Origin of the sequence: Microvirga lotononidis (genome assembly GCF_034627025.1) — a bacterium.
GTDB classification, from domain to species: Bacteria; Pseudomonadota; Alphaproteobacteria; order Rhizobiales; family Beijerinckiaceae; genus Microvirga; species Microvirga lotononidis.
The window spans coordinates 3,257,217-3,278,377 of record NZ_CP141048.1; the positions used below are offsets into that span (position 1 = coordinate 3,257,217).

Below are 21,161 nucleotides of genomic sequence, written 5' to 3' on the forward strand. Positions count from 1 at the left end.
AGCAGTGCTCAAAGTTGGGTTTAAAAGTAGTCGATATCAGCGAGCGTCATGTATGTCGACCCATACCCTTGCAGCCACGCTAGATCCCGGTTCTGTGGCAACAGGAAGATCGGTGTGGGGTGGGGGAGGTGACTGTCTGAAATAGGAATGAGAGGTCGGGCCACCAAGCGTGCGAGCGCTGGATTAGTAGGGTTCACCATTGTGAACACCACATCAGCCCCTTCATGGATGCCGAGCCGGCACAAATAAAGCCAGAGGGCCCTTCGCAGGCTTGTAGTGATCTGGCTAGAAAAGGCGATATCCATAAGTATAATAAATTCTAGTCCGGATAAAGTAAGCTTTCTCCAAACAAAATAGCCTATTGCTTGATCGCGCGAGCGAACAGTAACGATATGTCCGTTAAAAATTGGTCCTTCTTGGAAGCGCCACCTAAGGAACGCCGTTGAACGCTCAAAGTGAGGTCCGGCAACAACACGAAAACCGTCAAGGATACTGTTGAATTCATCTTCGGAAGGCAGACCGGCATCAAATCGAATTCTATCGATCTTCTCTCCTACGGCCGCGGCGGCGCGAAGCGTAACGCGCCATGGCGCCGCAAGTGCTTCAAGAGCCCTAGGGATTTTTCGCCCCGCAACTTTGTTCGCAAGGTTGTGGAATCGTATTGGGATTCCGTAGGCTTTGAGATTGAATGCTACAGGGTAGCGTAGAAACTTGCGGTAAAGGAGATCGCTCGTTTCATTGGACGTATGAACAAGAAGGTCGATCTGCGGAGCTTTGGGTTGCCCTCGGACAAGTGAGATAAAGTTGAGGGCGGATCGATGGCCGGGTTCGAGAAGGAGGTCCGCAACAAGCCCTGCACGACAAGTCGTTGCAGGCGTTAGGCGAAAACCTCGTGGCATAATGACAGACCGGCCGACGATTTTGTCCTCATTATAGAGATTGACGGAGATCGACGGACCGTCCGGGCCGAGCCCATGCTTCCACCAAAAATGGTTAGGCTCGGTCGTAGTAGGGTCGCTGTAGGTCGTTTGAGCTAGAGCAACATGATCGGGTATCGTCTCTCTATTAATTGGCTCGACACGAACGTCCAGCATCTACATCCTACTTAGCTTTGCTTCGAGGCCCTTTTGCCTGATCAAGGCTCAGGACGCAAGCTCGTCGAGCAGCAAGCCGCGCCGATCTTAACAGGTGGTCAGTGTAATGCTAAGGAGCGTCGGGACGACTAAGCAACGGAAGCTCGTGCTTCTGTCGAAAGGCTGCGACCTTTTGCTCAAACTTGCCCCAGGTTTGCCAGCCTCGGCGCTCGTAAAGCAATGGGCCTCGATGGGGGCGACCTGAAGTAGTCAGAGCCGTTAAAGCTTGAATTTGTTGTGTTCCACGCGTAACATATTGAGTAAAAATGAACGGTACTAATCCAATGAAAGTCCTCCACTGGCTTTTGTAATCGGCACACAGTTTCAGATATTTGAGGCGCCGCTTTGCGGGAATTCTGAGTTCTTTGACTGGACCCGCCTCGAGGATAGGTTTAAGAACTGTGTAAGGAAAGAATATTTTCTTATTGCTATTATAAAGTGGAAATTGATAAACGTGACTCTCCCGGCATAATGCTCGACCGATTGCAATGGCTAAAAGTGCGGCGGCATCATGATCGGGATGTCCTCCCTCCCAGCTTGGCGCATAAACTGACTTTATGGTGAGCGGTTTGCCGTACTGATTCAGGGCCGCGAGAACAGCGTCGAAAATTGTCTCTAAACTTTCTGCCAAGCCTTGGTCTTTGATTGCTGATGAAGTGCCGAGATACCAGATTCGTTCGGAATCGACTCCAAGTTGCCTCAGAACTTTTGAGCTTTCGGCATTGCGTTGGTCCGTCGTAGCTCGGCCATACTCCCCATTCGTTAGAAAGATGATGATAGGTGTTCTTCCCAAGGATAGCGAGCTATCAATAAGGAAGAAGGCCCCAAACTCATCATCCTGGTGCGGGAGAAGGAACAAATCGAACTCGTCTTCACAGGTGTTTTGCATCGCATTAACTTCACGTTATCACCAGCGCAATACCGGACAGCACCAAAGATACTCCAAGAAAATACTTGATGCTAAGTGGCTCTGAGTAAATTGCCCAACTCAATATAGGCAAGATGATGATTGACAAAGATGCGAAAGGATAGGCGACTGTTAACGGTATTCTCGACAAGAGCCAAATCCAATATATCATCGAAAGTCCATAAAGCGCTCCGGTCGCCCAAAAGCTCATGCTGAACGGGAGTCTCATTGCCGTATCGATAAGAGAGGCAGAGCTGGCCAGCTCCTTTGCGACGTATTTGAATGCAATCTGCCCCAGGACCATGAACAAGACATAGCCTAAAAGGAGCAATATGTTGCTCAGATCTAGTTTCAAGGGGAGCCTCATGCTTCGAAATCTAGGCAATTTACCTGAGTGAATTGGCAGGCCGATATTTGGTCGACCAAGCCCGAATTTACTAGCCTTCTTTGAAGGCAATGCAATATTGCTTCATTGCAGAAACCGAGCGAAACGGCCGGACAGGGATGCTGAGTGCTTGTTGTATTGTGCTAATCGTCCATGCCGACGGCCGATCTCGCGTAGGAATCGCTAGAAGTGGCGAATGTATCAACTTTATTAAAGGCTTGGCCTCGCAGTGGTTCGGGAATGATTTGCAATGCGGGCATGGTCTGCAGAGGGTCTTTAGGCACATTGTTGATATCATATGCCAGCGCAGCAAGCAGGAGTTGAACTCCCAAAATTACCATAAGGGCGACTAGCATGATTGTTCCGGTAGCAGTTGGGCTGCCGGTAATGCCCGCATTGATCCAATTATAGGCGCCATAGATTGCGCCCGTCATAGTTAATATGGTCCCCAGTATGGATTCTAAAGTGGCGGGGCTGATATCTCTAAGAATATAGTTGTAGAAAAATCGCTTGAAGAAGTTAACCAAGTACCGGCTAGGAAAATCGATAATAACCCGAGATATTCTTAGGTTACTCTTCTCCTCTCCGTATACAGATGGCATAGGCGTATCTTTCACTACTGCTCTTATACTACTCAATCGAAATAACATATCTGATTCAAAAAAATACCGTTTTGCTACTTTGTCAAGGTTGATCATCCGCAAAGCAGTTGAATGTATCGCAGTAAAACCATTTGTTGGGTCCATTATATTCCAATAGCCAGTCGAACACTTGTTAACCAGCGATAGCACTGCGTTTCCGAATACACGCATGGGGGGCATAGTTTTCAAGTATTCTATCTCGTAGAACCGATTGCCCTTTGTGTAGTCAGCTTCGTTGTGAAGGATTGGGGCAATGAGGACGCTGATATACCCAGGATCCATTTGTCCGTCTCCGTCAAGTTTGATGCAAATGTCGAATTTCTCGGCTAAAGCTGCTTTATAACCGGTCGCAACTGCGCCTCCAACGCCTTGATTATGTTCATGGAAAAGCACTTTGACGGATGGGTTGTCAACAAAACGTTCTTGAACAACGCTACCGCTTGACTCTGGACACTTATCGTCAATAACAAAGATCTTGTCTACTCTTCCAATAAGCTCACTTACTACATCGACAATGTGAGACTGAACTTTATAACAGGGAATGATAGCGGCAATCTTCATGGGCTTCTTCGCAGCTCTCGCGATCAATCTAGTTTGGACTCCTAAGGCTCGATACACCTGCCCCTAGCTGCTTTCAACTCGGAACTTTCTGGATGGTGCCAGATTGAACCGCACTTAGATTGTAAGAGGCTGGTAAGCAATTATCTTTCCTGTTTGCGGGTGAGGCGGCGCAGCAGGATGCGGCTCATGGCGTGATAGAGCAGCATCTCGCCGGTTTCGACGAAGCGCTCATAGTCCTTGGCGAGCCGTCTGTTGGTGGTAAGCCAACCGATGGTCCGCTCCACCACCCACCTGCGTGCGAGGACTTGAAAGCCGCTCGGGCGCGTCGGCGGCTCCGCGTCTGCCCGCATCCAGGTGCCTCCGCTCCACCAATGCTGCGGGATGGATAATCTCCAGTCCAGGGCCTTCTGGAGCCAATCCTTCAGCCCTCGATAAGCCGGGTCGGCCCACATCAACTCAGGGCCGGAAACTGATCTTCCCCCGATTGCGCGGACACCGGGTTAGTTCATTTTCCGCTCGGCCTGTTCGGGGGTGAGATACCCAAGAGCCGAGTGGATGCGCTGCCGATTGTAGTAGCTCTCGATATAAACGAACAGGTCCCGTCGTGCCTCCTCGCGGGACGCCCAACGATGTTGATAGACCAACTCGACCTTCAAGGAATGGAAGAAGGATTCCATCGGGGCATTGTCATAGCAGCAGCCCGTCCGGCTCATCGATGGCTTGGCGCCCATGAGGGCCAATTGCTGGGCATACGCCTCAGCCGCGTATTGGCTTCCACGATCCGAATGGTGAATAAGCCCAGGGCCTGGCCGCTGCCGCTGGGCCGCCATGATCAGAGCGCCAAGGGTCAGCTCCGTGCGCATGTGATCGCGCATGGCCCAGCCCACCACCTTCCGGGTTGCCAGGTCCAGCACCGCGGCGAGATACAGCCAGCCCTCGCCCGTGGGAATGTATGTCATGTCGGCCAGCCAGACGCGGTTCGGCTCTAAGACCGTGAACTTCTGCTGCAACAGGTTCGGCGCAATCGGCAACGCGTGCCGACTGTCGGTCGTGGTCGGCCTGAAGCGGCGACGGGCCAGGGCACGAATGCCATGCCGGCGCATCAAGCGTTCGACCCGGCCGCGGCTGACCCGGTAGCCTTCTGCCCGCAAGGCGGCATGTATCCTCGGACTGCCATAGCGGCCCTGGTGCTGACCATGGAGCCGATGCACCTCTCGCAGCAGGCTGCGGTTGGCGAGGGCTCTTTGGCTCTCCGGTCGGGATCGCCATGCGTAATAGCCGCTGGACGAGACCTGGAGCACGCGGCACATGAGCCGCACCGGATAGGCGCGGGCATGCTGCTCGATGAAACGAAACCTCATTTGGGCATCTCCGCGAAGATGCCGATGGCTTTCCTAAGAAACAGCTCCCGCGGGTGCGACGACACCGACCTCCTGGAGCACGAAGCCGAAGGCCTTGGCGCGGCGGTGTAAGTTATCGATCACCCGCTTGCGATACCGCTCCTCGTAGTAGGACGCTCCCGGATCCGCGTAATCCAGGCCGTGGCGCAAGGCGTTGTAGAACAGCACTGCAATCTTGCGGGCGGTTGCAGTCACAGCTTTGGACTTGCCGATCCGGGTCGACAGCCGCCGGTAAAACGCACCCAGTGCCGTCTCCGTTTTGCCAATCGTCGCGGCCGCCAACCGCAGGAGCGCTGCTGCCCGGCTCCCTGAACGGCGCGTTCGGGAGGATAGGACCTTGCCACCGGAGATCTTGTTGCCGGGCGCCAGGCAGAGCCAGGAGGTGAAGTGTTTGCTGCTGGGCCAAGCCGTCAGATCCGTCCCGCACTCCGCGATCAGTTTGAGCGCCAACGACGGTCCCAGACCATGGATCCGGGTCAGGTCCTGGCCCAGAACCGCATAGAGAGCACCGCGAAGATCGAAGCTCGGCTCATTGGCTTGGCGGCTCATGCGCCGGCGCGGCGCCGGCAAGGAAGCGGGATCGGGCCGATGGGCGCTCAGCGCCTTGAGGACGGCCTCGATCCTCTGGTCGCACGCCACCACCTTGTGCTGATAGGTGTCGTAGAGCGCCAGCGCCTGTTCGAGCGCGAACAGATGCTCGGCGCGATAATGACCCGTCAATCCCTTCTCGATCGTCTCGGAGCTGGAGTGACAACGGATGTCCCGTAGACCCGCCAGGACCGCCGGATCACGTTCTCCGGCCAGAATGGCGCGGATGATGCGCATGCCTGTAGCGCCAGTGATGTCGCTGATCACGTGATGCAGCTGCAGGTTCATCTCGGTCAGCGCCTTCTGCATATGCTGGATGTGCGAGGCGGCATACTCGAGCAGGCGCTCACGCTGACGCAAATACGCGCGCAGTTCCGCGATCTCAGCCTTGGGTTGGAAGCTGGCGCGCAGCAGGCCATAGGCATGGAGGCGCTGGAGCCACTGGGCGTCCTTCACGTCCGTCTTGCGTCCGGGCACCTGCTTGGCGTCGCGCGCATTGACCAGAAACACCTCGAGGCCGCGGTCCTGCAGGATCTCGAAGACCGGGATCCAGTAAACGCCGGTCGATTCCATGACGACGGAGGTGACGCCACAAACTTCGAACCAGTCGGCCAACCGGTGCAGGTCGGCGGTAAAGGTGCCGAAGCTGCGCACGGGCTCGCCGGCGCAGTCGGGCCCCACGGCCGCCATGTGCATCGTGGCCCCGACATCGATGGCTGCAGCATGGGGGTGAACCACCGGCAGGCTCTGCCGACCTTTGCCGGCTTCTCGTTTGCGTCTCATCGGCTCCTCCTTGGGGTGGGAGGGGCTGGACTGCGCCAAAGGTCAACTTCCTAACCGGGATCGCCCTGGGGCGTCACCACTCTCAAGCGCGCAACAGTCCATGGACCATGTTTTTTAACGGGGTCATGAGCCACCAATAAGCTACCGGCCGCTCCCCTCCGGCAACAGACTACCAGCAAGCTGTTTCTGACCCCACAGGCGGACCCAGTCCGCGACGGTTTTTTAACACATCGCGCTCCATGCGCGTGCGATCGAGCTCACGCCGGAGCCGCGCGATCTCCGCCGCCTGATCGGCTGGAGAGGCTATGGGAGAGGCGCTGGACGTTGGGGTTCTGCTACCAGCCCTGGATCGAGGTGGACCACCATTCACAACCGCCCGCCAGTTGCGCAGCATGGAGGGAGAAATCCCCAGCTCTGTTGCGATCTGCATGAGGGGGCGACCGCTGCTCTCCAAAAGTGCGACAGCCTCTCGTTTGAACTCTGGGGTAAAATCGCGTCTCGTCTTCGTCATTAAACACCTTCCAATTCCCGCAGGAGCTTAGCAAAGGTGTCCACCAACGCGAGGGAGGATCAATCTGCCTCTGGTCGTACGTGGTAGAGACGCTCCGGCTTACAGCCGGTTGTCACGTCATCTTGAGGTCACTCATGGCTCCGACCCAAAGACTAGGCCGCTTTCCGACCGGTCTTTCGTCGGCTTGTCAGCGCAGCGATTGATCAGAATCTTTGAACCTGCTGACGATGGGAGTTCGTTTACGCTCCTCGGGGTTCATGACGCTCGGTTCATCCTCATGGATGAGGAGTGAATCCGTCACGAGATACATCGAGGCCCTGCGCTGATGGAGGCGCCGCGAAATCTGCATACCAACGCCGCTCGAGAGGTGGGGATCCTTGTCCCACCGGCGTGGATCGACCGGGTCAATTCGGTAATCCAGCTCCTCAAGGAACCGGCGATTGAACATCATCAGCATATCGACCCATTGGGACTTGTAGACCTTGCCCTGAGGCGTGTCGATCAAGCGGGGTTGATAATTGGTCCAACACGGCTTCCCCTCGCGTTGATCCAAGAGAAGATGAAGCGAAACTTTGCGACCATCCTGGATCCTGTCCCATAGATTGATGGAGCGTTCGAAGAATTTCGGAACAAGCTGCACATCATCAGCAAGGTAATAGAAGTAGTCGGCGTTTGTCGACCGCAGCGCCGATAAAGCTCGACGAACGAGTTCCCAGTATCGCTTCTTTCCGTGATTTGCGGATCGCGAAACCGAAAGGCTCGCGATGTGCGCGTAGGAGGTCCACTCGACATGGGCCGGCTCGGAACTCCCGTCATCGTAGATATGAACACTGACCTCGAAGCCGGGGGCTTCGCTGTCGATTTGCGAGAGCAGGCGCCGCAGTTCATTCGGCCGGTTGTAGGTCGGGACAATGACGTGCACCCGGGGCCTTCCTGACCGCTCGGAAGCTCGGTTGCCGTCCGGCGTCGAGGTTGCATCCATACGGCCGCGGGCTTTCTGGTCTGAGAAGGCTTGGGCAAACGATTTGAACCTGTGGTATCCGCGACGAAGAAGAGAAGGGCGCATATTCGTGTCCTCTGGAGGCGGTTGGAAGCGTCAGGACTGTTGCGGGATGCGCCCGCGGTCTGAGTTTCTACTGCTGTTCATTCTCTACACACCGATTTTTGCCTTCAGGGCCTGTGGTCCCATCCTATAGCAGGCTCCTCGACCGGACGTGGCGATTGAGCGTTCTCCCGGGGCCGCCGGGGATCCTGGCTAACGCGCAACTGCCTAGGGCCGATCCGCTCGTGTGCCGAGCGAGCATCGGCTTTGACCCTGTTAAAGACGCCAGTCGCCATGTTTTTTCAGGATCTCGGTATGCTCATCGTCGTTTTCCCGGAACTCCTCCCAGAGGCTTTGATCATCCTGTCCTTTCACGAGAATCGGGGTCAGCCATTTTTCCGGACGCGTGACGGCAATCATGTCCACATTGTTGGCCTTTGCGGCGATCGCCACGCCAATATCGGCCATGCCTTTAGGAAGGGAGCCTGGCTCGAAAGCGATCGTTGACGAGTGGAAGGCCATCGTCCCAGTCCCGATGAGGTTCACTTTCGCGTCGACATCGAGCGCGCGTTGGAACCGGAAGGTCGTCCGGTTCGGGCTGAAGAACCGTTGGAGCGGGTGCTCGAAAATGACCCCATGAACGCCGACAATCGCTTTTCTGTCGTAGTCCTCGATCTTGCGCACAAGAGTGTCGCAGTAGTCGTCGGGATATTCGATGTCGTCGTCGACAGTGAAGAAGTAGCCCGTTGGTACACCCGACATATGATAGAATTTACCGATGTCACGAAGGTCTTCCAGACGCGAGGCGGGTAGCGCCGTAATGCGCTCATTCAGCAGAAAATCAGGAACTTTTTCGTAATCGTTCATATAGATGAACAGATGATCGACCTGCGGGAGCAAGGACTGGACAGCCCGCGCCAGATGTTTCTGGCGTTTCGGGAACGTGGCCATAAAGGCGACGACAGGCTCCGCCAGGAACCTCTTCCCCTCAACCAGGATGTCCTCGTGCGAGGAGAATGACCGGTTGGTCACCGGAAACGGCACATAGGGCTGCGAACGGGCGTCGGAAACAGCCGTGTGCCAGGCTTGATAGGACCTGACATAGTGTGCCGCCTTTTCGGCTGAGATCTTCAAGGCCGAATCCCCTGTGCCTGGAATGGCGCTGCATACGGGGCCAGTCACGGCCTGAAGCGATCCCACTCCGTAAGCGAGCTGGATCCGGTCGCGCATCTCTGCTCCTGCTAGCGCGGTGACGGTGTCGAAATAGCCGATCTCATCAAACACGTGCCTCTTGAGCATCAGCGCCGACGGAGCAGGATCACGCACCAAGTCAGACTCGGATGCCGCGGAGCGGGGTCCCTCCAGCGCAGGTTCGCCATAGGAGACCGTGGCGACAACGCCCCGTTTGCAAAGGGCCTTCAAATGCACCTCAAGGAAAGTCGGGAGGCATCGTAGCCCGTCGGAAAGAAGCATTACGACCTCTCCGCGAGCCTCTGAAATGGCCGCATTCCAGCCCCAATAAACGCCTCGGCTGCGGTTCAGCCGGATCAACCGTACTCGGGGATCAGCGGCCACCAACTCATTGATGAGGGCGCACGTGCCGTCGCGGCTCGCATCATCGGCGACCAGCAGTTCAAACCGTGAATACGTCTGCCGCAGAATCGATTGTAGCGTATCTCGTATATGTGAGGCTGAATCACGGGCCGTCAGGATAACCGTGATCAGAGGCTCCGACGGGATTTGCGATTGCCCGACTGCCAAGGTTCGCGGGCGCTCCATACGGAGCCTGCGGTCGACCCTCACGGGCCAGGGGAGATCCTCTGCCGGGGGCAGGGAGGCTTCCGCATAGGAAGGCTGTAGCGGTTGAGCGGCCTCGACGGGCTTTGCCGGTCCGCGAAGCCCGAGCTCGTGCCATCGCTGAGCAAGAGTCCGGTACCCGCTCCGGAGGCGACGATTGAGCAAGCGTGCAGCGGTTTGGAGCCCGTTCAACGTTCGAAAGACCGGTCCGGAGAGAAGGCTGTCCTCGCGTTGCTTTGCATCCTTGATCGCCGTCTCGGCTCTATCGAGACGAGTGCTCTGTGCGAGAAGCGCTTTCTCAAGCTGAGCAACTTTCTGCATCAACTCTTGGACTTGGGCCGCATCTCGTTCGCCTTCCAACCGTCTGTTATCCGTCATAGAATGGGCACTTATTGGTTTGTCTTGGCGACCGGAAGCGTCCACCAGAGTGCGAAGCTTTATGGGCCGCCTCCGCTGAAGGGCGCTTGCAACGTCTTATGAGGATATATTCCTTGCAAGCCAGTCCCCAAAGATTGTCAGGTTCTAAGAGATCGAGCATCATCGGGCCAGATACCGTAAGCGGCGGAGAAGAGCAATCAAGGGAGAGCCGTGAAGCTTGGCTTTGCGGCCAGGCGCCTGCGGGGGCATTTCCGAGGGTATCCGGCACTGAACCGCCGGATGCGAAATTGCGGCGGCACATCGCCGGGTTCCCGCCTCGCTTTCGCGGGAGGCGGGCGGCGCCTCTCTTGGTTCCCGCCCTCCGCTTGTCTCGCGGACAGGGTTGAAGTACCGCTTCATGCGCAGGCTGGCGAAGCACAGTTCCATCAATGCGTGAGAGTGTCTAAGACCTTGGCAGCCTCAAGGTGGATCCCTGGCGTAGCGGTCAAAGTCAACGCCATCGCCCCGCTGAGCATTGCAGCGGGCCATGAAATCAAACAGTGGTCGAGATTGCCCATGAATCCTTGCTTGACGGTTGGCGTTACCACCCATAATGAGCGTGATAACATAACTGTTCTGCTTGACCGACTCCTCAGGCTTCCAAAGGGGCGAATTCGTATCATTCTCTATGACGACGGGAGTGCCGACGGTACGGCAGCGCTGATCGCGAAGCATCCGCTGTTCCGCCAAGAGAATTTCCAAGCTCACCTCGCCGATGTGAATTTCGGTTCACCCTCCGTTGGGCGAAGATACATCGCCGAGCATGCGACAACTCCGTATCTCACCTTCGTCGATGGCGACGACTTGATTGATCCGGATGCGCTCGCCGCCGCCGCCGAGCGTTTGAGGCCCGGCTTTGATATTGTGATGACCCCATTCGTCCTCAGAAACGAAATAAACTTCGTCAAGGAGTTCGATAACGACCGCCCGATCTCTAACAGCACGATCAGTCGTCTTCTCTCGGGCATTGCCGGCAAGATTTACAATCGCGAAGCGGTATTCCTGCATGCGAAGGATGATATCAAGGGGAGAAGCGAAGACGTTCGACTCAACATGCGGATAGTGCTGGCGGGATTTGATCGTGTCCGTATAGAAAAGGTCAAGCCTTTCTATTTTATCGAAACCTCAAGAAAGTCAACATACTCGAAGAATATCTTGCCGGAGGAGTTATCAGCGCGCGTCTCAAACTATAGAACGCTCAAGGATAGGTATGGACTTGACGACATCTACCTTAGGACGTTGCACAGGAATCTTCTTGAGGTAGTCCAGAGAGATCCCACTCTGACGGAGTCCGAGCGGAAGATCCAGCGCAGGACCATCAACGCTGCAATGACCTTCCAGTTGAGGGATGTTGTTCACGTGATGCGGGATCTCTCCAGCCTCAGCACCAGGATGCGCGCAACGCCGGCAATAATTCAAGCTTCGGGCCAGCGGGCGATCCGGCATACCTGGATGGCTTTGCAGGGAAGCGAGACCCATCCTGCCGTCAAAAACGCGCAGCGTCCGTCCGACAGGCAGGCCAGCTGCTCGTTCCTGGACCAATGTCACTTTGCAGAAGCGGTCGTGATCATCCACGATGACAGCATCAAACAGTTTCCCATATCGATCCAGAGTCAGCTGTCGCGGCTGCCCCTCGTTCAGATGAGATGGTCGCCGTTGATGTCCGCCCGCGCCAAAGCCCCCAGTCAAGATGCCCCCGCATGGGCGACGATGGAGTTGTGCTCGGCCTCTCGAATCGTATGCGCCAACGGCCAGGATGGTGCGCTCTATAAACAGTGCGGCATCAATGAATTGGAAACGATCAAGCGCCCGGTGCAGGTGCGCTCTTCCAACACCTATGATGTTCAGGAGAACAAGCGATTTTCGTACGTAATGTCGTCGGATGGCCACCCGGAAGAGGTCAACTTCCTTGTGGAACTTGCCAGGGTGCTGAAGGACCGGGAGCTTGCGCCGCTGCATATCTTTGCTGTGAACCCCGACCAAGCGCCCGTTCTGGAAGAGTTGTCTGCGAGGCTAGCGCATGTTGGGGCGCTTGAGGTCGCGGTTGTTGAACGTGGGGTTACGAGCAGGAGCGCAATCTACGATCAAGCTCGGATCGTCATCCTGCCGCCGTGGGGCGACAATGCCGGGGATTCGATCTTGGAATCCTTCTCCTTCGGCGTTCCCGTCATCACCCCCGGCTATCTCCCAGGGGCGGCCGAGATCATTCGTGATCGAGAGGACGGGTTCATACTCGATGAGTTCTCCCCGCAAGACGTCGCCTTACGCCTCGAGCTCATACCGTTAGCAGACTATGCGGCGCTTTCGACAAATTGCTTTGCCCGTCACAAGGAATTCTCAGTCGAGCAGTATCTCACCTCGATCGAAACGATCGCCTCCGACGTGGCCAGGGACTTTCCCGGCGAGAATTCTCTCCCAATCGTCGACAGCCTGCATGTTTGGGATGCACTCGAGACGCATGGCGCTTTCCCTCTTCCGGCGATCAGATCCTACGCTCGCAGAAGAGTATTCAGGCTAAGAGGAAAAGCCGTTCGGGTACTCGTCTTGCTCCGCGTGGCTGAACCGCTGCGCTGGATCAGGAAGAGGATGACATCGGCCCTGCAATAGCCGCGGGGGCGGCGTCGAAGTTTGAGACAAAGCGCGATATCATTCGGTCCAGAACATCGAACGTGAGTTCGAGGTCACGTTCGATGTTTTTGGAATTAGGCATCCGCAGAGACTCTTTCTTCATCCGTTGCCTTGAGCGCAGGACGCCATCGACAGCGCAGCACCGTCCGCCGAGAGCCGCTCTTGCCGACGTGGCATCATCCCGCTTCTTTGCAATCTTCCGACGGCGTCCGGACGCACTTTGCCGAAACGGCTCTGGCGAACCTGGGGCATCAGGTCATGTGACGGTTCCACTCCTGAATCTTGCGCATGATCGTTGCAGCACGGGCGTCGAAGGAGTGATGCGCTGCTACGTAGGCTGCGATTTCTGAACGACGCTCTAAGTCTACCTTTTCAGGGTTCCTCGTGAGAGAGGCCAGTTCCTCGCCGTTCCTGAACACTTGGTACGACCCCTTTGGAAGCAGGTCGGACAGACCTTCGACAGGATCGACGGCCAAAGCTCCGCCCGACGCGAGGACGTCGAAGACCCGGTTTGAGATGTACCCCAAACGGCGCATGTCCTCCCAGTGGTCGCACAATACCAGCCGGCTCGATGCGTAGAATTCGCCCAGGACAGAGTTCGGCACCTTTCGGCCTTTGAGGCGCTTGTCGGTGATGAACGGCTCCCAGTCGCTCCCATAAATATGGATGTTCAAACTGTGCTCAACGGCCCAACGCACCGAGTCCCGGAAGGTGCCGCGCGCGTTTCCGACGAAAACGACCCTATCCTTGGGATTGTTCACAAAGGCCGGATCGAACTTGAAGCGGGTTATGTCGGTGCATTGAGGCATATGCTCCACCGGCACCTTACATTGCTTTCGCAGGGTCTCTGAATGTACGGATGATGCAACATAGATTTGATCGAACCGGTTCAGTTCCTGCGTCGACACAGCTTCAGGGTGGCTGATCAGCCACAGGATATTCTTCTGGTGTGGCTTTGGTTTCAGGCCCTTCAGGCCCCGCAGCATGATCACGACGTCGTCGATCTCGGACAAGGCGCATTCCCAGTCCTCGCGCATGTCCACCCGAACCACGCATCCGATGCGCCGGAGAGCACCTGCGAGGCTATGCGCGAAGTGGTAATCGCCCCAATCTGCCCCGCCGATCAACGGAGCCGGACATTTGATCGCCACGCGTGGGGAGACAGAAGAGGGCGTGAGAAGCTCTATGACCTTCTGCGCGCGGTGTTGATAGGTGTGCCGTTCTTCCACCGCCTGGCGCAGTTCTGCGACGCGCTGGTTCCGTTCCTCGTCGTGGCTGAGCCAATAGTTGAGTGCTTCGGTCAATGATTGGCGATCTCGATAGATCGGCACTCGATCGCCGAACAGCTCACGGACGCTCTCGGCGCGATTCGTAATGACGAGGCAGCCTGCACCCAGCGCATCGAACAGCCCTTTCCCGCAGGAATCCAATCCGTTCTCGAGCCCTCGCGCATCGTCGATGACGATTTTTGTCGATGCGTACAGATCCGGATACTTCCTGTAGTCCAAGGGCGCCCTGCTGATCGGGGCAAGGGGTGTACGCTCCCAATTCCCGCCAAAGACAAGCCCGCGCCCATGGATCGATGACGGATCAAGGTCGAACTGGATGGTCCGCGGAGCTCCGGAATGGCTGCCGATGAAGCAGTAGTCACAAGCCAATTCCGCGTCCACTCGGCCGTTCGAAGACAGCGTCGTGTCGCCGGCCATCGGGAGAATGACGACTTCGCGCCCGGTCTTCTTCCGAAGGTAATTCGCGGCGCGCCCGGACCCCGTCCAAACATGGTCGTACATCTCGATGGGCGGAGCGTCGTCCCAACGTTGGTCCCAAGGCTGGACCCAGCTTACAGTCGTCACATAGGGACTGATGACATTGACTTTGGCAAGATCGAATCCGCTTGCCATGACAATCAGGATATCGATGCCTCCCACGTTGTACCAATCACGCTTCCCGAGGAAACGGAGGTGAACCGGCGCCATCGTTTGGAGTGCACGTCCGAGTTCGAGCGCCGCCTGAAAGTCCTCGCTATTCGACGTATCGCCGACGATGAAACCTATGGTTGGGCGGGCGCCGAGCCAATAGCCCGGCCGGGTCAATCCATCTTGACGGATGTTGTGGCGAAGCCAGTGCGCCCATTGCCGGTTGAAGTGATGATTGTTGTTGCGGCGCCGTAAGGCGGCGCTGTCGTCTTTGCTTCGACTGTGGCCGTGCCGATGAACGATCTCCAGTCCTTGATCGCAGAGCACTTCCTTCTTCAAAAGGCTTTTGACCTTAAAGCTGAGGTCCACGTCCTCGAGCCCGTAGGAGTAGGCTTCATCGAAGCCGCCGACAGTGTCGAAGTCGCTCCGGCGCATTGCAATGAATGCGGCCGTTACCGCCGGGCGTGATTGCCGGGCGTTAGGAAGAACGGGTGTTTCTCTCGTCAGCCGCGACTCGTAGGGCCGCAGAAATCCATTCTCGATACCAGGCTTCATGAAAACGCCGAGGTGTTGCACTGGAGCGCGAGCGTCCCAGCCTGGCGCGTCGACATGATCGAGGAGCTTGGCGCCGACGATGCCGACGCGATCATCCTCGAGGGTGTCGAGTATGCGCTCGTAAATCGAGTCTCGAAGAATCAGATCGTTATTGGCGAATATCAGCACATCACCGGTTGCCTTCCGGGCGCCGAAATTGTTGGACGCGCTAAAACTGAAATTCCCCTGTCGATCGAAGAAATGAATGATTGCTCCACTGTTCTTAGCTTTGGCGCAAACGTCGGCCGAGGTGTCTGTCGACTGGTGGTCAACCACGATCCACTCGAACCGCCCGAGATCGCCTGTCCTCCGGGCCGATTCCAGGAGTCCCTCCAGAACGTCCGCCCCATTGCGGTTCAAGATGATGACCGAGATCTTCTGACCGCGTGGTATCCTGGAACACACCTCGAAGAGATGGGCTTCAGGGGCGCGCCTTGATCCAACATGATGGCCCGGAAGATGGATCTCGCGAATGTTCTGAGTAATCGATGGTCGCCCCATCGAAGGTTCCACTTTTGCCTTGATGCTGCCGCCGGCAAGGACATTTGGCGCGAGGGGAAATTCGAAGCCGTCGGAGCCGTTTCCGCCTTCAGCCTTTTGAACGTCTTCACGCAAGCTTACGGCTTTCGTGCGAGCGTAAGGCTCGTCGTCGACGGTTAGAATGAGTTCCACCGGCGCGCTCCGGGGATTACTTCTGTTCAATGCCCAGCCGCTGATCCTGCTCGGTTTCGCCGTCTGGACCTGACCAGCGATCAAATCAGTCGTGCGGACCTCCTCATCTATGCTCGAGGGGGGCGTTTCATCACGCCGTGTGGATCGTTCGCTACCCCAGTTTATGAGCAGATCCTCAAAGATGACGCCATCTTTCACCGCCCGGATCTGGAAATCCTTGCCGAACAGGCTTTCGGGGATGTCATGCGAGATGCTGAAATACAGAGCGGAGTCAGGAAGTCCCCATGCGATGTCTCCAGATGGCATGGAGGCGAAGAAGGTTTCGAGAGGGACGAGAGCATCTTTGGTCTCAATAGCAAGCTCCATGGGCAGGCCTGGATATTGCTCATGGATCACCCATCCTGAAATCGAGAGCGTGAAATCACGCACCTCCGCCGTCAGGAGACCTAACCGCACCAGGGTGGGCCTGCTCGGGCGGACCTCCGTCCGCTGTGTGGAGGTTTCAGCTTTCACGCGGACCCGCATAAGCGCGATGCGCGCCGGTATCCGATGCGGGGTCAGGAGCCACCAGGCGGCTTTCGCACTGCGTCGAACGATCATGCGAAGAGATTGAGGAACGCGTGCAATGAGGCTGTTAAGCTGCTGGAGCGCCTTTCCCTGTGCTGCGATCTCTGCCCTGTATCGACGCCTTTGTTCAGCCAGGTCGACGCGTAACCGGCGTTGTTCCGCGACAGCGCCAACGAGACGGCTCTTTGACTCCTCGAGTTCGAACTGTTTCCTTACAGCGCCGCCCAATTGGGCATAGCTCGCACGAATGATGTCGATGTCGCCGTCACGCGCAGTAAATAAGGCTTGCAATGGAGCCGGTACGTCCGATCCGGCCGCCAGCACACCCAATCCACGACCGTGAGTGAATTCAAATGATGGAAACTGCGTCCGCAGTTCGGACCAGAGCCGTGGGCCACCGGAAACGTCGTCATGGGAATTGATATTGTGGAGTAAGACCACTCCGCGCGCGGAAAGTTTGGGTCGCCATTTCTGAAGCTTGGCATTTATGTCTTCGTAGCTGTGACGGCCGTCGACATGAAGTAGATCGATGCTGCCGTCGGTAAAACGCGGGAGGGCGGCGTCGGACCCGAAATTCAACAAATGCGAGAAGCTCGCATAGTTCTCCTGATTGAGTTGAGCCAAACGAGCGAAAGAGTTTTCGTCGGTCAGGCTTGAACCTTCGTCGCCCTCCCAGGTCCCGACAGCATAACAGGTTGCGGCGTAACCGAGGTCGCGCACGGCTTGGCAAAAGGTGAGATAAGAAAACCCATCCTGGGAGTTCAGTTCAACCAATATGCTTGGCCGGAGGCGGTCAATCAGCCATAGCGCGAACGGGGCGTGTTCCAGCGAGGCAGACTCGAAGAGGTGTGAGACTGACCAAAACGACGCTGGTGATAAGCACTGGATCCATCGATCCGAAACAACGGCGAGACGAGATTCAGTTCCGAAAGGGAATGATCCACTCGCGCTAGATTGGGTCATGATTGCCACCGGTGGTTGTGAGTCCGAGTGTTGGACCCACTAGAGCTGCAGGACCAATAAGTTCAGGAGGCCAAGATCGCAATACGTCCACGCAGTACACTCATCAGTAAAGTATATTCCTAAGTACCGTGGAAGATCTCTGTCGAGAGCCGACGTTGAGCACGAGCCGCGGTGGACAGCGTCGCTCCTGATCTTCCGCCATCAAGTAAGAGCTATGATCAAGTTCATCGGGTGGGAAGCCAAACCGGAGTCTCGTGGTCAAGCTCGCAGTGCGGGCGCGGCTGAACGCTTTTGATCAACCGCAGCGGCAGATTAGCGGCATCGACGCCGGGAGGGAGGGGGACGTATGAAATATTGCTACAATTGGAAAATGATGCGAGAGTATATGAGTGAAGTGCTTAGTCGTGCGGGTGGCCTTAGGTGTTCTAGGTTGTGTGCATTCACCACTCCGAGTATCCACAACGTATCGCGAAACAGCCGCGCCGCTCGAAGCACGGCATCATCAAAGGCTGAGAACCCTGGCTAAGAAGGCTGTGATCGCGTGGCGGGACTTCTCAGACACTCGTGACCTGACCGAGTGGAACTGGACCAGGTTGATTGAGAGAATTGACCTGGAACCAAGGAGACCCCCATGCCGAAGAAGAGGTTCAGCTCAGAGCCGATCATTGCGAAGCTGCGCCAGATCGAGGTCCAACTCGCTCAAGGCCAGAGCGTCGCGCTCGCCTGCAACGACGCGGCCATCTCCGAGCAGAGTTACTTCCGCATGACCACCGAGACATTCGGGTGGGGGCTGCATTGTCTATTGCGCCTGCGCTATGAGGGCACAGAGGGGTAGCGTCGCGTACACCTTGCGGTAGGACGCCACATGGATTCCGTCAGCCATAGCTCCAGGCCTTGACACTCCGAAATTTGAGGAACGAAGGCTCGCATATGGATCATGAAAGCTGCAGCCATCTACGCCGGAGCAGGCTTGCGCTATTACCTGCGAGTATGACTCGATGGCTTCAACGTTGAAGTTCTTGGCTTCCTTCTCCCCAACGGGAGGAACGGCCGTCACGACGATGAGATCCGCCTTCTTCTGAAGACCGTCCAGGACCCGGCTCACTCGAACTAAGAAGGCATCTGGATCGGGTGCTCTCTTTCGAAGCAAGTCGTTCGTGCCGATCGTTAAGACAGCAAGAGCCGCTCTGCGAGGGAAAGAAAGTTGAGCCAAGGTCTCGCTATAAACATCGGCGTTTGCTCCGCTTACTCCCGCATTGACCGTATCCCGTCCACACAGCGAGCTTGGTTGCCGATATAGATCTGCGTGGCTGTCGCCCGAGAAGATGATGAAACCCGACTCAACGTCACGCAGTTTGGCATTAATCACCGGGATGCGGTGGCGGGCATAAGCCCTTGCATTGTGCTCATCTTGTGCCGACGAAACACCAATCGCCCACCCTAGACCTCCGGCCACAGCAACCAAGCCTGCAGACAATAGAATAGCTCTGCGCGGCAAACGCCAGCGCTCAAAATAAGACATAATTCAGCCCCCGGGCGGGGGAATAGACGCTACTGCGGTGACCTGTCAGTAGCTTTCTTGTCACACCAAAACGGAATGTTCCCATGGACACCGGGATACTCGGGCAGGCGCTGTCCTAAAGCCTCGATGAAATGCACCGTCATGGCGCTGGTCTGACGGTGAGGACTACTTGCCAGGGATTTGGAAGGGGGGCGAGCGTCGGTCCACTACAATGGCAAAGATCACTGCGAGGCCAGCAGTGAGTGAAGCGATACCAAGAGCGACAGCTAGAGACAGCATCGGACGCAAACTTAAAAATTCGACTGACGCATACACACTGGCGGTTCGGGGTGGATCAAGATTGATTCTGTCTGGATCCTGATTCCGCTCCGAACTGCGACTTTCTTGCATCACCACATCACGGGAACATCATGATCCCCGAGATATTCGGGCGGGCTGTCCGAGAGGCACCTGCCCGTTGATGTCAGAGAATGAAGTAACTTTTCGTGATCGTGCTGATGTTGTTGAGCGCGAGTTCAAAGTCAGCGCGGCCGTCGCCGTTCACATCGGCTTGGACATGGGCCTGGGTATGGACATTGCCGTAGTCGTCCTCGAACTCTCCCACGAAGTAGCGAAGCTCGCCCTTGTGACCGGAGAACTCGGCGGTTCCAATGAATTTGAAAGCTTGGTTGCCCCCAATTCCTGCCTTGGCGTCGATCTTCGAGAGGTCGATCTTGTCACCCTGGGATCGCGAAAAGTCAGTAATGGTGTCGAAGTTGAACCCTCGCGAGTCCGAGAGCGACTTATACATGAAGCGGTCTGCCCCTTTTCCACCTGTGAGGGTGTCCGCACCACCGCCGCCCGTGATCGTATCGTTGCCATTGAACCCGTTCAAGGTGTCGTTATGCCGGCCCCCGGTGATCACGTCCTTGCCCGACAGGACGGACTTCAAGACCCTCAAATCGTCCTCGGTGGAGTAGGTTGAAGCCGCATCGACGAGGCTCACGACGGAGATCTTAGCTCCGGTCAAAGTCGCGACCTTCCGCCCGGCATCGACCCCGCTGTAGCTCGTGACGATTCCACCGGTCGGAATACCGTCCGCCGTATAGGTGAAGCCGTATCCGTCGAACTTGTCCCAGGACCGGCCCAAGGCACCGTAAACGGCCTTGAAGGTTGTCGAAGAATGCTCGTAGCGATCAGCCAACACCAAGTTACTGAAGTTGAAATATTCCGGCTGGAATCCATACGGCCCAGACCAAGTAAACGTAGCCATCAATACCCCCCTAGCAGCAGTTAAGGTTTCGACTTCTAGTTGGGAACCGCGAAGGCGACAATCTCACCTCTAGTCTAGGCCCAATTTCCCACAGCCTAGCCCACGCCGCTCCTTCGGGCGGCTTTTTCATGTCCACCACCCAAGACGATCATCATGGATAAGACCGTCCCGAAACCGGCGGCGATGCTGCTCGACTTCATTGGCAGCAAGGAAGCCCCGAAAGGCTATGACACTGTCTATGCCAACCGCATGGACCGAATGCCGAAGCCGCTGCCCTTCTTGATGCTGAAGGAGATTCTCGATCAGGGGAAATGGCGGACCAAGACGTTCGGCTCCTCTGCCTGCGGACGGTACCAGTTCATGGATGCCACCCTCCGCGACTTGGCCGAGGAGCTCGACCTGAAGGCAGAGGACAGGTTTACGCCCGACTATCAGGACCGGCTTGGCTTTCATCTGCTCCGATGCCGCGGCTACGACAAGTGGATCAAGGGAGCCCTGTCGGATGGAGCCTTCATGCGCAATCTTGCGAAGGAATGGGCGTCCTTCCCAGTCCCGGACATCGTCAAGGGCAGCAGCCGGACGGGCGCGCGAGGTCAGAGCTTCTATGCGGGGCACGGCCTGAACAAGGCCCGCGTCCCGCACCCAGGCTCGCGTCGAGAGCCGCGGCAGGATGCGACAGGCGCGCCAATGTTGCTTGCAGGTGGGATGAGTGCCGATGTTGGACTGGCCGCGTCCATAACCGAAAAGGGCCGAGCGGATATAGATCGAAACACTTTTAGCCAATGCCGGTGCTCGGAAGCACAAGATGTATCTCTATCAAGAAAATCTCGATATTTGTATCAGAGATAACCTCGGCAATTGCCAGTAGGCTTGGCCATTATC

At 56.6% G+C, this 21,161-nt stretch carries 13 protein-coding genes and 3 pseudogenes; 3 read left to right on the top strand and 13 right to left on the bottom strand.

Annotated features, from left to right (window positions below; translation table 11 throughout):
* Positions 1–20: 20 nt before the first annotated feature.
* The 10 genes and pseudogenes from U0023_RS15450 to U0023_RS15495 all read right to left on the bottom strand — a co-directional run bounded on the left by U0023_RS15450 (position 21) and on the right by U0023_RS15495 (position 10,069).
* Positions 21–1,094 carry a hypothetical protein gene (locus tag U0023_RS15450; protein ID WP_009494066.1) on the bottom strand — a complete coding sequence of 358 codons (1,074 nt, stop codon included), beginning with the start codon at positions 1,092–1,094 and terminating at the stop codon, positions 21–23.
* A 109-nt stretch (positions 1,095–1,203) separates the two neighbouring features.
* Positions 1,204–2,022, bottom strand: a complete 819-nt coding sequence (locus U0023_RS15455) for a PIG-L deacetylase family protein (protein ID WP_009494065.1) — start codon at positions 2,020–2,022, stop codon at positions 1,204–1,206.
* Positions 2,023–2,032: 10 nt separating this feature from the next.
* Complete coding sequence (locus tag U0023_RS15460) at positions 2,033–2,395, bottom strand: DMT family transporter (protein WP_009494064.1); 363 nt, start codon at positions 2,393–2,395, stop codon at positions 2,033–2,035.
* 173 nt (positions 2,396–2,568) lie between these two features.
* Entirely contained in the window at positions 2,569–3,627 is a 1,059-nt protein-coding gene (locus U0023_RS15465) for a glycosyltransferase family 2 protein (protein WP_083861523.1), read from the bottom strand.
* Between the two features lie 140 nt (positions 3,628–3,767).
* A pseudogene (locus tag U0023_RS15470) lies at positions 3,768–4,085 on the bottom strand (transposase); the annotation flags it as partial.
* Between the two features lie 42 nt (positions 4,086–4,127).
* Positions 4,128–5,021, bottom strand: a pseudogene (locus U0023_RS15475) (IS3 family transposase); the annotation flags it as partial.
* On the bottom strand, positions 5,022–6,398 hold the full coding sequence (locus U0023_RS15480; RefSeq protein ID WP_322883750.1) for an IS110 family RNA-guided transposase: 1,377 nt from the start codon (positions 6,396–6,398) through the stop codon (positions 5,022–5,024).
* 220 nt (positions 6,399–6,618) lie between these two features.
* A pseudogene (locus tag U0023_RS15485) lies at positions 6,619–6,909 on the bottom strand (transposase); the annotation flags it as partial.
* 187 nt (positions 6,910–7,096) lie between these two features.
* Positions 7,097–7,831: a glycosyltransferase gene (locus U0023_RS15490; protein ID WP_040639315.1), complete on the bottom strand. Its 735-nt coding sequence runs from the start codon at positions 7,829–7,831 to the stop codon at positions 7,097–7,099.
* 396 nt (positions 7,832–8,227) lie between these two features.
* Positions 8,228–10,069 (bottom strand): glycosyltransferase family 2 protein, encoded by a 1,842-nt coding sequence (locus tag U0023_RS15495; protein ID WP_195904255.1) that lies wholly within the window; start codon positions 10,067–10,069, stop codon positions 8,228–8,230.
* Between the two features lie 495 nt (positions 10,070–10,564).
* Here U0023_RS15495 and U0023_RS15500 point away from each other — a divergent pair, with 495 nt between their 5' ends.
* Complete coding sequence (locus tag U0023_RS15500) at positions 10,565–12,772, top strand: glycosyltransferase (RefSeq protein WP_195904254.1); 2,208 nt, start codon at positions 10,565–10,567, stop codon at positions 12,770–12,772.
* A gap of 272 nt (positions 12,773–13,044) precedes the next feature.
* Here the strand turns inward: U0023_RS15500 and U0023_RS15505 are convergent, their stop codons facing one another.
* Positions 13,045–17,316, bottom strand: a complete 4,272-nt coding sequence (locus U0023_RS15505) for a glycosyltransferase family protein (RefSeq protein ID WP_195904253.1) — start codon at positions 17,314–17,316, stop codon at positions 13,045–13,047.
* Between the two features lie 820 nt (positions 17,317–18,136).
* Between U0023_RS15505 and U0023_RS35555 the strand changes: the two genes are divergently transcribed.
* Positions 18,137–18,340, top strand: a complete 204-nt coding sequence (locus tag U0023_RS35555; protein ID WP_009494055.1) for a hypothetical protein — start codon at positions 18,137–18,139, stop codon at positions 18,338–18,340.
* Here the strand turns inward: U0023_RS35555 and U0023_RS15515 are convergent.
* Together U0023_RS15515 and U0023_RS15520 are read right to left on the bottom strand one after the other, a co-directional pair.
* Positions 18,305–19,027 (bottom strand): SGNH/GDSL hydrolase family protein, encoded by a 723-nt coding sequence (locus U0023_RS15515; protein WP_009494054.1) that lies wholly within the window; start codon positions 19,025–19,027, stop codon positions 18,305–18,307. The two genes, U0023_RS35555 and U0023_RS15515, sit on opposite strands and share 36 nt — an antisense overlap.
* Before the next feature lie 463 nt (positions 19,028–19,490).
* Complete coding sequence (locus tag U0023_RS15520) at positions 19,491–20,279, bottom strand: M10 family metallopeptidase C-terminal domain-containing protein (RefSeq protein WP_009494053.1); 789 nt, start codon at positions 20,277–20,279, stop codon at positions 19,491–19,493.
* Positions 20,280–20,432: 153 nt separating this feature from the next.
* On the opposite strand from U0023_RS15520, the gene U0023_RS15525 reads away from it, so the two are divergent.
* Positions 20,433–21,128 carry a lysozyme family protein gene (locus tag U0023_RS15525; RefSeq protein ID WP_009494052.1) on the top strand — a complete coding sequence of 232 codons (696 nt, stop codon included), beginning with the start codon at positions 20,433–20,435 and terminating at the stop codon, positions 21,126–21,128.
* Positions 21,129–21,161 lie beyond the last annotated feature (33 nt).